The following is a 13,922-nucleotide window of genomic DNA, read 5'->3' on the forward strand; positions in this document are numbered from 1 at the left end:
ATAACAATAGAAATTATTTCACAGAGAGCGGGGTATTTTGTTGCGAAATTGACTAACAATAACTGTAATTTTGGAATACCATTCCTATTAAGGCTTGTTAATTGAAATTAAATACCATGATTATGGATTCGTTCGATAAAAAGATTCTACATTTGTTACAGCAAGATTGTACTGTCGCTATCAGCAGCATTGCAGAACAGGTTGGTTTATCAACTTCACCATGTTGGCGTCGTATTCAAGCAATGGAACACGCTGGCATTATTACCGGACGAGTCGCGTTGGCCGATCCCGCTAAACTCAATCTCGGACTTACGGTGTTTGTGATGATCAAAACGAGCAAACATAATCCGCAGTGGTTAGAAAAATTCTCTGACGTTGCTGACGACTTTAGCGAAATAGTAGAGTTTTACCGCATGAGCGGCCAAGTCGATTATTTGTTAAAGGTGGTCGTGCCTGACATGAAGGCGTTTGATAACTTTTATAAGAGCTTAATTACTCGCGCTGATTTTTCGGATATTAGTTCGAGTTTTTCAATGGAAGAGATTAAATACACCACCGCATTGCCCGTCACTTATATTTGATGTATTTACGGGTTTACGTTAAATGAAACATTATCTGTCATAAATCACGTTCAGCTTGAGTACCAATGGCATGTTTTAGTGTGACATTTGGCTCGGGCGCTACTTTCGAGCGCCCGCAACAAACATCGCACAACAGCAATGGTCTTTATATTGCGCGATTAAGGGATACATAATGACATTGACAAAAAAATTAGCCGCAGAATTTATTGGCACATTTTGGTTGGTCCTCGGGGGGTGTGGCAGTGCGGTGTTAGCCGCGGGCTTTCCCGACGTTGGCATTGGTTTATTAGGGGTGTCGTTAGCGTTTGGTCTTACCGTGTTAACCATGGCCTATGCTATTGGTCATATTTCGGGTTGCCACCTTAATCCTGCAGTTTCTGTAGGTTTATGGGCTGGAGGACGTTTTGCACTGGCTGAACTTGGCCCTTATATCGCTGCGCAAGTAACAGGTGGTGTAGTGGGTGCGGCGACTTTATATGTTATCGCATCTGGCCAAGCTGGTTTTGATGTGTCGGCCGGTTTTGCAGCCAATGGTTATGGCGAACACTCGCCTGGTGGTTATGGCTTAATTGCGGCACTGGTCACTGAAGTGGTGATGACCTTAATGTTTTTATTTATCATCTTAGGGGCGACCGACAAACGAGCGCCACAAGGGTTTGCGCCGATAGCGATTGGGCTTGGGCTTACTCTTATCCATTTAATTAGTATTCCGGTGACTAATACGTCGGTTAATCCAGCGCGCAGCACGGGCGTTGCAATTTTTCAGGGAGATTGGGCGTTGTCACAACTGTGGTTATTTTGGTTAGCACCGATCGCTGGCGCCATATTAGCAGGGGTGATTTATCGTTGGTTTGAAAGTAATCAAGCAACAGAAACTAACTAAGCTTTATTGCTAGCGGTATTACTCGCTGTATTGTTAGCTTTGCTTATATTGTTGACACTGGTTGTAAACGATATAAGTGCAAGCTCGAGAACTTCATAACCCCCAAGCTTACTTATTCGCAGCTCAGGTTAATAAACGCTAGAAATATCGATGTCAGAAGTAGGGCGGGTACAACAGGTTAAAATTTCACCGTCGCGAATATAGGCCAGCGGTTCTAGGGTATAAACTACTTGGCCAGTATTTAACTTACAACGACAAGCGCCACAGGTACCATCACGACAATGATAATCTACGGTAAACCCCTGAGCTTCTAAATACTCTAAGGTGGTTTGCTCGCTGCGTTGTTCGAATTTCTTATCGCACAACACATTGTTGTAAGTTACTGCTTTCATTATTTAGCGTTAAACCTTTATCGTGTTAAATCAAAAGTTCGTTTGATTATAAATCAAAGTCATCGAATTCATCACTGTCTAACTCACTGTCAATTTGACCCACTAAGTAAGATGAAATTTCACTCTCTTGTGGTGCAACTTGCACATTGTCACTGACCAAATAAGAATTCATCCATGGCAGTGGGTTAGTTAAGGTCGAGAATGGTGGCTTGTAACCGATCGCGATTAAACGTTGGTTACTGATATATTCAATGTATTCCTTGAGCATTACAGCGTTTAAGCCAATCATTGAGCCATCTTTAAATAAATAGTCAGCCCACTCTTTTTCTTGTTCGACCACGTCTAAAAAGACCTGTAAACCTTGCTGCTTCATGTCAGCACTGATTTCGGCCATTTCTGGATCGTCTTTACCGTCGGCCCACAAGTTTAAGATATGCTGAGTACCGGTCAGGTGAACTGACTCATCACGCGCAATTAGCTTGATAATTTTGGCGTTACCTTCAAGCAATTCACGTTCGGCAAAAGCAAACGAACAGGCAAAACTAACATAGAAACGAATTGCTTCTAGGGCATTAATCGAACAAATGGCCAAAAACAGGCTTTCTTTAAGCTTACGTTGTGTAACGACAACACTGCGCCCTTCAACTTGATAAGTGCCTTCGCCTTGTGACTGCAATAACTGGGTTAGTAAGATCACTTCGTCAAAGAATTTTGAAATGCTGGTGGCACGTTTCATGATATCTTCGTTCAGTAAAATATCGTCAAATACTTCGCTAGGGTCAGTAAACAAGTTACGTAAAATATGGGTATATGAACGAGAATGAATAGTTTCAAAAAAGCCCCAAGTTTCAACCCAAGTTTCAATCTCAGGCAATGAGACTAACGGCAGCAAGGTAACGTTAACGCTACGCGCAGCGATTGAATCGAGCAACGTTTGGTATTTAAGGTTGCTGATGAATATATGACGTTCGCTGTCCGACAGTTTTTGCCAATCGGCACGGTCTTTTGAAATATCAACTTCTTCGGGACGCCAGAAAAATGAAATTTGTTTTTCGATTAATTTTTCAAAAATGGGTAATTTTTGTTGATCAAAACGTGAAACATTGACGGCGTTACCGAGAAACATTGGCTCAAGCAGAGGATTGTTTTTAATTTGATTGAACGTAGAGTATGTCATTATAAACCTTAAAATAAGTCACTAAAAGCCACTGCAAAGAGTGGCTATTTGGTATTGCTAGCCTGGCTTGTTAAATCTTACAAGCGCCGCCTTCACAACCGTCGTCTTCTGGTTCAATCACAATATCACCTTGTACATCATTAGCACCGTCACGGGTATTATGATAATACAACGTTTTAATCCCAAGCTTGTAAGCAGTTAATAGATCTTTTAACAGTTGCTTAATCGGTACCTTGCCATTGTCAAAGCGACTTGGATCATAGTTAGTGTTGGCTGAAATAGCTTGATCAACAAACTTTTGCATGATGCCAACTAATTCTAGGTAACCTTGGTTTGACGGGATATTCCACAATAATTCGTAACTTTCACGCAAGCGAGCATATTCAGGAACTACCTGCTTTAATACGCCGTCTTTGCTGGCTTTAACGCTGATTAAACCACGTGGTGGCTCAATGCCGTTGGTCGCGTTAGAAATTTGAGATGAGGTTTCAGAAGGCATTAGCGCCGACAACGTTGAGTTGCGCAGGCCGTGCGTTTTGATTTCGGTGCGCAGCGACTCCCAATCAAGGTTTAGCGCTGGTGAACATAACTTATCAACATCTTTCTTGTAAGTATCAATGGGCAAGATGCCTTGCGCATAAGTTGTTTCATTAAACAAATCACAAGCGCCGACTTCTTTTGCTAACTTATTTGATGCTTTAAGTAGGTAATACTGAATAGCTTCAAAGGTTTCGTGGGTTAGACGATTAGCACTACCGTCTGAATATTTAACCCCATTTTTAGCCAGATAGTAGGCAAAGTTAATGACGCCCACACCTAAAGTACGACGACCAATGCTTGATTTCTGCGCTGCAATAATTGGGTAATCTTGATAAGTCAGCAAGTTATCTAATGCTCGAACGGCCAATTCAGCCAGTTCTTCTAAGTCGTCCAGTGATTTAATCACGCCAAGGTTGAAAGCTGACAACGTACAAAGGGCAATTTCACCGTTTGGATCGTCAAAGCTTTGCAGTGGTTTGGTTGGCAAGGCAATTTCTAAACACAGGTTCGACTGACGAACAGGCGCAACCTTTGGATCAAATGGGCTGTGAGTATTACAGTGGTCAACATTTTGTAAATAAATACGACCAGTGCTCGCACGCTCTTGCGCGAACAACGAGAATAACTCAGCGGCTTTAATAGTCGATTTACGAATGCTGGCGTCATTTTCGTATTTAACATACAGTTCTTCGAACTTGTCTTGGTCAGCGAAAAACGCATCATATAAACCAGGAACATCACTTGGCGAGAACAAGGTGATGTTGCCACCTTTAATTAAACGCTGGTACATAGTTTTATTAAACTGAACACCGTAGTCCATGTGTCGAACACGGTTCTCTTCAACGCCACGGTTGTTTTTAAGTACTAACAACGATTCAACTTCAAGGTGCCACAGTGGGTAGAACAATGTTGCCGCGCCGCCACGAACGCCACCTTGCGAACAGCTTTTAACCGCTGTTTGAAAGTGTTTGTAAAATGGGATACAACCGGTATGAAAAGCTTCACCACCGCGAATAGGGCTACCTAATGCACGAATACGACCGGCATTAATGCCAATGCCTGCGCGTTGACTAACGTATTTTACAATGGCGCTTGATGTCGCGTTAATTGAGTCGAGGTTATCATCACATTCAATCAGTACACACGAGCTGAACTGGCGAGTAGGGGTACGTACACCGGCCATAATTGGCGTTGGCAATGAAATCTTAAAGAGTGATACCGCGTTATAAAAGCGAATAATGTAATCCATTCGCGTATCACTTGGGTACTTTGAAAATAACGAGGCGGCAATCAGCATGTATAAGAACTGAGCGCTTTCGAAAATTTCGCCAGTTACCCGGTTTTGCAGCAGGTATTTACCTTCAAGTTGCTTGACCGCAGCGTAGCTAAAGTTCATATCGCGCCAATGATCAATCGCGTTATTCATTTGTTCAAATTCAGCTTCGGTGAAATCACTTAACAAATGTTGATCGTAACGACCTTGCTCACACATTTTTACGGTATGGGCAAACAGATGCGGCGGCTCAAATTGACCGTAGGCTTTTTTACGTAAATGGAATACCGCTAAACGCGCTGCCATAAATTGATAATCAGGTGACGCTTCAGAAATTTGGTCTGCAGCCGCTTTGATAATTGTTTCATGGATATCTTCGGTTTTAATACCCATATAAAATTGGATATGGGCTTTAAGCGCCACTTGTGAAACCGAAACATTTTCAAGATTCTCGGCGGCCCAAGTGATCACTTTATGAATTTTTTCAAGGTCAATGGGTTCTTGTTTGCCGCTGCGTTTGGTGACCAAAATATTTGTATTCATTGTTGTAAAAATTCCATGATATGGCTAGACAGTATAGTGCTGGCGAATTGATCGCCAATTCTCGAGTATCATCAATTGTTATAGTTTTTATATGGCTCAATAATATCATGAGTCACCAACTATTGATTGTGATAACGTCGACAAAATACACAACATCTAGGGGGTAATAAATTATTTGGTACAAGATAGTGTGCTAGCGCTAAATTTGCAAGTAATAATGACTGGGATAAATTGTGGATAAACTGTGAGTGTTTTTTTAGGTTAGTAGTGACTATCACGGCAAAGATAATCAGCGACTAACCCAACAAAAAAGCAATTTCAAAACAGAAAAAATAAAATATATTTTTTACAAAACTGGCGCGATTTATTCATGGCAAATTAGCAACAAATCTTTAGTGATTGGTTAACACTGTTAACAGCTCATTGCAATTGGCGATGATCAGATTTGCGTGCCAATTGGCAACATTGTCACCGTTTGAAATATAACCATAAGCGGCGGCTACCGAATGCATGTTGGCGCTGTTGGCCGCTTCAATGTCGGTGAGGGCATCACCAACATAGGCAACTGCCGCTGGTGCTACTGCTAGCGATTTTGCTGCCACTAATAAAGGTTGCGGGTGAGGTTTTCGTACCGCCATGCTGTCGCCGCAGACCGTGACTTGTGCCGTGCGTAGCAGCGGGTAGTGCTGCAACAATGCTTTAGTATAGATATAAGGTTTGTTGGTCACGATGCCCCAAGGAATATTGGCTTGATTCAAGGTGTGCAACATTTGCTCAACGCCGGCAAAGTAGTGGGTATGACAATTGATGTTTTGAAGATAATTGTCCAGAAACTGCGCCCGTAACAGTGACGACTCCTCAAGACTTAATTGATTACCGTAACCCGATTTAATCAGGGCCAGCGCGCCTTGCGATGCCGTTTGAAAAATCACTTGTTGATTAAGCAGCGGCAGGTTGTCGCGTGCGAGCAATACATTAGCCGCCGCGCCAAGGTCGGCCGCCGTATCAAGCAGGGTACCATCAAGATCAAACAGCAAACCTTTGATGGGCTGTTGATTTAAAGACAGTTGACCTAACGGGGACTCTGGCAAAGAAGATGGCGCAGGCATAGTTAATTCCTTAAATGTTAGGCTGGCAATGTAAAATGTAGTTAACCGATAAATCATTGTTGACTTTAAATTGCTCGGTCAGCGGGTTGAAATGCACGCCAATGGCATCAATGCAACGGCTATCACTATTTTCAACAAAACGGATTAATTCACTCGGGCGAATAAACTTATCGTGGTTGTGGGTGCCTTTAGGAACCAGCTTTAAAATTCGCTCAGCGGCAACAATCGCCAGTAAATAAGCCTTGTTTGTACGGTTTAAGGTTGAGAAAAACAATTGACCGCCAGGTTTAACCAGTGCAACACAGGCGCGTACTACCGATTCTGGGTCGGGCACATGCTCAAGCATCTCCATGCAGGTAACAACATCAAATGAAGCCGGGCGCTGCTTGGCCAACTCTTCGACCGTTATTTTTTGATATTGAACCGACGTGACCTTGGTTTCTAACGCGTGTAATTTGGCCACGTTCAACGATTCTTGTGCCATATCAATACCCAGCACATTGGCGCCAAGTTTCGCCATCGATTCAGATAAAATACCACCACCACAACCGACATCAACAATCTCTTTGCCAAACAGGCCATCACTGCCTTGGCTGATGTAGTTTAAGCGAGTTGGATTCATTAAGTGCAGTGGCTTAGATTCGCCGGTAAGATCCCACCAAGTTTGCGCTAATGCGGAAAATTTTTCTATCTCTTGGTGATCAACATTGTCATTGCTTTGCATAACTTATACTTCTTAAGGCGTCAAAAACGTCATTATACGGTCCAAACTTGGACAATCACAATATTTATATCTGCTTTTTTAAGCAAGCTATACCCCGTGTTTAGGCCTGCACAAATAAGATATTTAGTGAATTAATGATAATAAAAACAGCGATTGCGCATCATTTATAAGACGAGTTAAATATTTGCCAGCTCAAGGCTAGCAAGTATGAATAACTATGCTAGAATTAGCCTCTTATTTTACGCCTTGAACCTTGATTAAAATGATAATCATAAAAGAGTTCAAGGTACTACTTTAATAGACACAGGGACCATAGCTGTTTATGACTGAGTTGGCCAATAGTGTAACGCCGATAAATATCGAAGACGAACTTAAAACTTCGTATCTAGATTACGCGATGAGTGTAATTGTGGGTCGTGCCTTACCTGACGTAAGAGATGGACTTAAACCCGTGCATCGTCGTGTTTTGTTTGCGATGGATGTTTTAGGAAACTACTGGAACAAGCCATACAAAAAATCAGCCCGTGTGGTTGGTGATGTTATTGGTAAGTATCACCCCCATGGTGATACTGCTGTATATGACACGATCGTACGTATGGCGCAGCCTTTTTCGCTGCGTTATCCGCTAGTTGATGGCCAAGGTAACTTTGGTTCGGTCGATGGTGACTCGGCAGCTGCGATGCGTTATACCGAAATCCGGATGAAAAAAATAGCCCATTCATTGTTGGCTGACTTAGAAAAAGACACCGTCGATTTCGCACCTAACTATGATGGCACCGAACAAATTCCGGTCGTGATGCCTACTCGTGTCCCGAACTTATTGATTAATGGTTCGTCAGGTATTGCTGTCGGTATGGCAACAAATATCCCGCCGCATAACATTAATGAAGTAATCTCGGGCTGTTTGGCTGTGATGGCCAACCCAGAAATTACCATTGACCAGTTAATGGAACACATCCCAGGGCCTGATTTTCCAACGGCCGGCATTATTAATGGTCGTAAAGGCATTGTCGAAGCGTACCATACTGGACGTGGCAAAATAAAAGTTCGTGCTCTTGCTGACATCGAAGTTAGCCAGACCGGCAAAGAAAGCATCATCGTTCATGAATTGCCTTATCAGGTCAATAAAGCTCGCTTAATCGAAAAGATGGCTGAGTTAGTACGTGACAAAAAACTGGAAGGTATTAGTGCACTGCGCGATGAGTCTGATAAAGACGGCATGCGCATGGTTATCGAAATTAAGCGTGGCGAAGTTGGCGAGGTTGTTTTAAACAACTTATATGCCCAAACTCAGATGCAGGTAACGTTCGGTATTAACATGGTGGCACTGGAAGACAGTCGACCTAAGTTATTTAATCTTAAAGAAATGTTAAATAGCTTTATTCGTCACCGTCGCGAAGTTGTTACACGCCGTACCGTGTTTGAATTGCGCAAAGCCCGTGACCGTGCCCATATTCTTGAGTCATTAGCGATTGCATTAGCCAATATCGATCCAATTATTGCGCTTATTCGTAATTCGAATACCCCGGCGTTAGCGAAAGTTGCGTTAGTCGCACAAGGCTGGGCACTGGGCAATGTTGCACCAATGCTGGAGATATCTGGTGAAGGAGCGGCTCGTCCTGAGTGGTTAGAAGAAGAGTTTGGTATTCGTGATGGTTTATATTACCTAACAGACACTCAAGCTCAGGCTATTCTTGATTTACGCTTGCACAAATTAACCGGTCTAGAACACGACAAAATTATTGCCGAGTATCAAGAGCTGTTAGACTTTATTGCTGAACTATTACACATTTTGGGCAGCCCAGAACGTCTGATGGAAGTGATTGAAGAAGAACTCAACGAGATGCTTGAAGAGTTTGGTGACGAACGTCGGACCGTGATTTCTAATTCAAGCCATGACTTATCGCTTGAAGACTTGATCACCGAAGAAGACGTCGTAGTGACCTTGTCACACGAAGGTTATGTTAAGTATCAGCCATTGTCTGAATACGAAGCACAGCGCCGTGGTGGTAAAGGTAAAGCCGCGACTAAGATGAAAGATGAAGATTTCATTGAACGTCTGCTGGTAGCCAATACTCACGATACCATTTTGTGTTTCTCAAACCGTGGTAAGTTGTACTGGCTTAAAGTGTTCCAGTTACCATTAGCTTCACGTCAAGCACGTGGCAAGCCAATTATTAACTTGTTATCACTTGAGAAAGACGAGCGTATTACGGCAATCTTGCCAGTACGTGAATACTCAGACGATAAATGCATATTAATGGCGACAGCCGCTGGTACGGTTAAAAAGACCGTGCTTAGTGCTTACTCACGTCCTCGTGCTAACGGTATTATTGCAGTTAACTTACGTGATGATGACGAGCTAATCGGTGTGGCGCTAACGCATGGCCCATTAGAAGCAACTGAGGCTGTTGAAGCCGTTGCTGCTACCGAGACGACTGAAGCAATTGCCGGCGTTGAAGCGAAACCTGCTCACCCAGGCAGCGAAGTAATGCTGTTCTCTGACGAAGGTAAAGTGGTTCGTTGTTCTGAATCGCAATTTAGAGAGCTTGGTCGTACTGCGACGGGTGTTCGTGGCATGAAGTTAGACGAAGGCCAAAAAGTGGTGTCGTTGATTGTTCCTCATGGTGAAGGCCCTATCTTAACGGTAACTGAAAATGGTTACGGTAAGCGGACAGTGCTAGAAGACTACCCAGCCAAGAGTCGTGCGACTAAAGGTGTGGTATCAATCAAGGTCAGCGAACGTAATGGTTTGGTTATCGGCGCTGTTCAAGTCGATGAAAACGACGAAATCATGATGATTTCTAATCGTGGTACTTTAGTGCGAACGCGAGTGAGCGAAGTATCAACGGTTGGTCGTAATACCCAAGGCGTAACATTAATCAGAACCGTAGAAGGCGAGAAAGTTGTCGCGCTGCAACGGATTGATGAAATGGATGAGCCTGAGTTGCCACAAGCAACCGACGGTGAAGCACCCGAAGGAGATACTGACACGGTCGATACCGATGTTGATGTCGCGGGTGAAGAACCGCAAGCCACTGAGCCTCCGACCGAGGATTAGTAGCCAATAAAAGAGCGCCGTTAGGCGCTCTTTTTGTTTGTGCTAGCGAAAGGTAAACTTAGGTCTAATAGTAATTTGATTGACTACCACAGCTAACTTGAATTGGTATAACAGTAAAAATTTTCAATATTTGACAGAGAGCAGTTAACGATGAAAACGGTTTATAATTTTTGTGCTGGACCGGCGATGTTGCCGCCAGCAGTAATGAAAAAAGCTCAGCAAGAGTTGGTTGATTGGCAAGGGCACGGCATTTCGGTGATGGAATTTAGCCACCGCGACAAGCATTTTATGCAAGTGGCGAAAGAGGCTGAGCAAAACCTTCGTGATCTAATGAATATCCCCGATAATTACAAGGTATTATTTAGTCATGGCGGTGGCCGCGGTCAGTTTGCCGCTGTTCCGCTTAACTTGATGGGTGCTACCGGTAAAGCCGATTATTTAATCACGGGCTCGTGGTCGAAAGCGGCAGTCACTGAAGCTAAAAAATACGGCGAAGTTAACGTTGTTGCCCAGCCCGTAACGACCAACGAACTTAATGGCGTAGCGCCGCAAAGTCAGTGGCAGTTATCAAGCGACGCCGCCTATTTTCACTATTGCCCCAATGAAACGGTCGATGGTATCGAAATGTTTGACGAACCCGTGGTTGACGCACCTTTAGTGGCTGATTTGTCATCGACTATTTTGTCTCGGGTGATTGATGTTTCTAAATATGGTTTGATTTACGCCGGCGCTCAAAAGAATATTGGCCCTTCTGGTTTATCGATTGTGATCGTGCGTGATGACTTAATTGGTCATGCCAAAGCTTACACTCCATCGATATTTGACTACCAGCTGATGGCTGACAACGATTCGATGTTTAATACCCCGCCAACCTATGCTTGGTACTTGGCTGGTGAGGTCTTTAAATGGTTGAAAGAGCAGGGCGGCGTACCGGCCATGGAGCAACGCAACCTTGAAAAATCAAACCTGTTATACGACTTCATCGATAACAGTGATTTTTACTACAACAAGGTCGAGCCTACTCAGCGTTCACGCATGAACGTGACCTTCTTATTAAAAGACGACAGCTTAAACAGTCAATTTTTGGCCGAGGCTGAACAGGCAGGATTAATGGCATTAAAAGGCCATCGTAGTGTCGGTGGCATGCGCGCTAGCATCTATAATGCAATGCCATTAGCAGGGGTTGAAGCGTTAGTTAACTTTATGAAACAGTTCGCTCAGCGTTAAGTCACAACTGGACATAATATGGCACAAATGTTGACATATTATGTCGACATTCCATGGTTTATTACCTAAACTGATAACTTTTATCATAATGGAAATAAACCATGACCGCTGTCGAAGAGTTTATTAAGAAAGAATCCTCCGCTGGGCTGGTGCTAATTTTTGTCACCTTTATCGCCTTGCTGCTTAAAAATACCGGCTTATCTGAATTTTACGATGCCTTTCTCAATACCCCCGTTGAAATTCGATTTGGCGGGCTGCATATCGACAAACCTTTATTATTGTGGATTAACGATGGCCTAATGGCGGTTTTCTTCTTGCTGATTGGGCTCGAAGTTAAACGAGAACTGATCGAAGGTCATTTGTCGTCGGTTGCTCAAGTTATCTTGCCTGGGGTGGCTGCTGTTGGCGGCATGGTTGTTCCTGCTGTTGTATATCTGTATTTTGTCGGACTAGACAGCGCTGGCACCCAAGGCTGGGCTATTCCAACCGCCACCGATATCGCCTTTGCCTTAGGGGTATTATCACTGCTCGGTAAACGTGTGCCGGTCTCACTAAAAATATTTTTAATGGCGTTAGCTATTATCGATGATTTAGGCGCAATCGTTATTATTGCGCTGTTTTATACTGCTGAATTGTCCACCATGTCAATCACCGTGGCAGCGGCGGCGCTTAGTGCTCTTGTTATCATGAATCGACTGGGCGTTACTCGTAAAGCCGCTTATATTCTTGTTGGCGTTGTACTATGGGTCAGTGTGCTTAAATCAGGCGTTCATGCTACCTTAGCTGGGGTCGCGTTGGCATTTACTATCCCTTTAACCACGAAAGGCACCGATAAATCAATGCTCAAAACAATGGAGCACGACTTACATTATTGGGTCGCATTTTTTATCTTGCCATTGTTTGCCTTTGTTAATGCTGGCGTCGATTTTAGAACAATTTCTGCCGAACAAATTTTGACCCCGGTACCGCTAGGGATCGCTGCAGGACTATTTATTGGCAAGCAAATTGGCGTTTTTGGTTTTAGCTTTATCGCGATAAAATTAGGGCTGGCTAAATTGCCAGAATCGAGTAATTTTACGCAACTTTATGGGGTCGCGGTTCTGACTGGCATCGGGTTTACCATGAGTTTATTTGTTAATTCGTTAGCTTTTAGTGATCCATTACAATTTATGTTTGCTGATAAACTAGCCATTTTGGTTGGCTCTGGCATCTCGGGAGTTATCGGTTATTTGATCTTAAGAGCGGCCGCAACCAACAAATAACGATACTTTTTATCTAGTCAAACGACTTGTCAGCAGCTCGTTTGACTGGAGTAATACCATCGATATCAGTAACGTTCTGCTTGGTTACTGATATTATACTAATCGGCACAAGAGGTGGTTAAAACTAACGAATGCTGTGTTGCTCCTAATAGCAAGCTATTAGTCAATTAAGCGCCTTGCCCTCAAGAGTTTTCCCTGCGCAAATTAAGATCACTATCCTATGCGGATTGGTATTAGTCTTGGTTATCATGCTAATTAATTACACGAGCTTCAGTGCTGGTCTTATCCACAGACCAACCTGTGACTTACACTCACCCTAAATTATTAATAGTCGGCTATTTATTGAGAGCAATGGCTTGAAAAATCTACTTGACTATCAGACATTATCATTATTAATATAGATTAAATCGGTTGTTATACCGAGTACCAATGATTGGTACCTAACCTAAAGTGTAAAAACTAAGGACGTTGCATGGATGCATTGAAAATAACACTTCCCACTGAGCTTGAAATTTCCGCAGTGACAGAATTTCATCACTCATTAGTGGCTCAATTGACCCACTTAGCCCCCCAGCAACAAATCATTATTGACGCCAGTGAAATCCAGCGTATTGATACTGCAGGTATCCAAATTCTTGCCGCATTGGTTCGTGAAGCATCGACCCACAAAAATACCCTTACTTGGCAAAACCCGTCAGACGAGCTTACCACCTGCGCCGAGCACTTGGGTTTGTCAGATATGTTTGTTGCCACCAATTCATAACAGTAATTAGGAGAATCTAATGGCCAAGATCCTAGTAGTAGATGATTCTGCATCAATACGCAACATGGTTTCATTTACGTTGCAACAACAAAAATATGAAATTGTAGAAGCATCTGATGGTTTAGATGGGCTAAATAAAGCCAAACAAGCAAAGTTTGATCTAGTGATTACCGATGTCAATATGCCGAAGATGGATGGCATTCAATTGTGTAAAGAGCTCAGACAGCTTCCTGCTTTTAAATTTACCCCGGTATTAATGTTAACGACCGAAAGTTCATCCGATATGAAGATGAGGGGAAAGTCAGCAGGTGCGACCGGTTGGCTTGTTAAACCATTTAATCCGGATAAATTATTGGCGACAATTAAACGTGTTATAAGGTAGAGCTT

The 13,922-nt window shown here is 43.1% G+C and carries 12 protein-coding genes; 7 read left to right on the forward strand and 5 right to left on the reverse strand.

Annotated features, from left to right (window positions below; genetic code table 11):
• Positions 1-119 precede the first annotated feature (119 nt).
• Complete coding sequence (locus tag HRU23_12205; GenBank protein ID NRA54899.1) at positions 120-581, forward strand: Lrp/AsnC family transcriptional regulator; 462 nt, start codon at positions 120-122, stop codon at positions 579-581.
• Positions 582-753: 172 nt separating this feature from the next.
• Positions 754-1,464 carry an aquaporin Z gene (gene aqpZ, locus HRU23_12210; GenBank protein NRA54900.1) on the forward strand — a complete coding sequence of 237 codons (711 nt, stop codon included), beginning with the start codon at positions 754-756 and terminating at the stop codon, positions 1,462-1,464.
• A gap of 128 nt (positions 1,465-1,592) precedes the next feature.
• On the opposite strand, the gene HRU23_12215 is transcribed toward aqpZ, so the two are convergent.
• The 5 genes from HRU23_12215 to ubiG form a co-directional block, all read right to left on the reverse strand.
• Positions 1,593-1,856, reverse strand: coding sequence for a 2Fe-2S iron-sulfur cluster binding domain-containing protein (locus HRU23_12215; protein ID NRA54901.1), 264 nt, complete (start codon positions 1,854-1,856; stop codon positions 1,593-1,595).
• Positions 1,857-1,902: 46 nt separating this feature from the next.
• Positions 1,903-3,033 (reverse strand): ribonucleotide-diphosphate reductase subunit beta, encoded by a 1,131-nt coding sequence (gene nrdB / locus HRU23_12220; GenBank protein NRA54902.1) that lies wholly within the window; start codon positions 3,031-3,033, stop codon positions 1,903-1,905.
• Between the two features lie 70 nt (positions 3,034-3,103).
• Entirely contained in the window at positions 3,104-5,389 is a 2,286-nt protein-coding gene (gene nrdA / locus HRU23_12225; protein ID NRA54903.1) for a ribonucleoside-diphosphate reductase subunit alpha, read from the reverse strand.
• A 392-nt stretch (positions 5,390-5,781) separates the two neighbouring features.
• A complete protein-coding gene (locus tag HRU23_12230; protein ID NRA54904.1) occupies positions 5,782-6,498 on the reverse strand; it encodes an HAD-IA family hydrolase in 717 nt (238 codons plus the stop codon).
• 10 nt (positions 6,499-6,508) lie between these two features.
• On the reverse strand, positions 6,509-7,222 hold the full coding sequence (gene ubiG / locus HRU23_12235; protein NRA54905.1) for a bifunctional 2-polyprenyl-6-hydroxyphenol methylase/3-demethylubiquinol 3-O-methyltransferase UbiG: 714 nt from the start codon (positions 7,220-7,222) through the stop codon (positions 6,509-6,511).
• A gap of 322 nt (positions 7,223-7,544) precedes the next feature.
• Between ubiG and gyrA the strand changes: the two genes are divergently transcribed.
• From gyrA to HRU23_12260, 5 genes are all read left to right on the forward strand, one after another.
• On the forward strand, positions 7,545-10,283 hold the full coding sequence (gene gyrA, locus HRU23_12240; GenBank protein NRA54906.1) for a DNA topoisomerase (ATP-hydrolyzing) subunit A: 2,739 nt from the start codon (positions 7,545-7,547) through the stop codon (positions 10,281-10,283).
• A 150-nt stretch (positions 10,284-10,433) separates the two neighbouring features.
• Positions 10,434-11,510 (forward strand): 3-phosphoserine/phosphohydroxythreonine transaminase, encoded by a 1,077-nt coding sequence (gene serC / locus HRU23_12245; GenBank protein NRA54907.1) that lies wholly within the window; start codon positions 10,434-10,436, stop codon positions 11,508-11,510.
• A gap of 101 nt (positions 11,511-11,611) precedes the next feature.
• Positions 11,612-12,772 carry a Na+/H+ antiporter NhaA gene (nhaA, locus tag HRU23_12250; GenBank protein NRA54908.1) on the forward strand — a complete coding sequence of 387 codons (1,161 nt, stop codon included), beginning with the start codon at positions 11,612-11,614 and terminating at the stop codon, positions 12,770-12,772.
• A gap of 472 nt (positions 12,773-13,244) precedes the next feature.
• The gene (locus HRU23_12255; protein ID NRA54909.1) at positions 13,245-13,535 is read left to right on the forward strand and encodes an STAS domain-containing protein; all 291 of its coding nucleotides are present in this window, start codon (positions 13,245-13,247) and stop codon (positions 13,533-13,535) included.
• A 19-nt stretch (positions 13,536-13,554) separates the two neighbouring features.
• Positions 13,555-13,917, forward strand: a complete 363-nt coding sequence (locus tag HRU23_12260) for a response regulator (protein NRA54910.1) — start codon at positions 13,555-13,557, stop codon at positions 13,915-13,917.
• Positions 13,918-13,922 lie beyond the last annotated feature (5 nt).

The sequence above is a fragment of the Gammaproteobacteria bacterium genome (assembly GCA_013214945.1).
In the GTDB taxonomy this organism is placed as follows: domain Bacteria; phylum Pseudomonadota; class Gammaproteobacteria; order Enterobacterales; family Psychrobiaceae; genus Psychrobium.

Bases quoted from the DNA above. Each gene is read 5' to 3' on its own strand.
- nrdB (NRA54902.1), bottom strand. From the start codon at position 3,033: ATGACATACTCTACGTTCAATCAAATTAAAAACAATCCTCTGCTTGAG.
- aqpZ (NRA54900.1), top strand. From the start codon at position 754: ATGACATTGACAAAAAAATTAGCCGCAGAATTTATTGGCACATTTTGG.
- serC (NRA54907.1), top strand. From the start codon at position 10,434: ATGAAAACGGTTTATAATTTTTGTGCTGGACCGGCGATGTTGCCGCCA.
- gyrA (NRA54906.1), top strand. From the start codon at position 7,545: ATGACTGAGTTGGCCAATAGTGTAACGCCGATAAATATCGAAGACGAA.
- HRU23_12260 (NRA54910.1), top strand. From the start codon at position 13,555: ATGGCCAAGATCCTAGTAGTAGATGATTCTGCATCAATACGCAACATG.
- HRU23_12230 (NRA54904.1), bottom strand. From the start codon at position 6,498: ATGCCTGCGCCATCTTCTTTGCCAGAGTCCCCGTTAGGTCAACTGTCT.
- nrdA (NRA54903.1), bottom strand. From the start codon at position 5,389: ATGAATACAAATATTTTGGTCACCAAACGCAGCGGCAAACAAGAACCC.
- HRU23_12215 (NRA54901.1), bottom strand. From the start codon at position 1,856: ATGAAAGCAGTAACTTACAACAATGTGTTGTGCGATAAGAAATTCGAA.
- nhaA (NRA54908.1), top strand. From the start codon at position 11,612: ATGACCGCTGTCGAAGAGTTTATTAAGAAAGAATCCTCCGCTGGGCTG.
- ubiG (NRA54905.1), bottom strand. From the start codon at position 7,222: ATGCAAAGCAATGACAATGTTGATCACCAAGAGATAGAAAAATTTTCC.
- HRU23_12255 (NRA54909.1), top strand. From the start codon at position 13,245: ATGGATGCATTGAAAATAACACTTCCCACTGAGCTTGAAATTTCCGCA.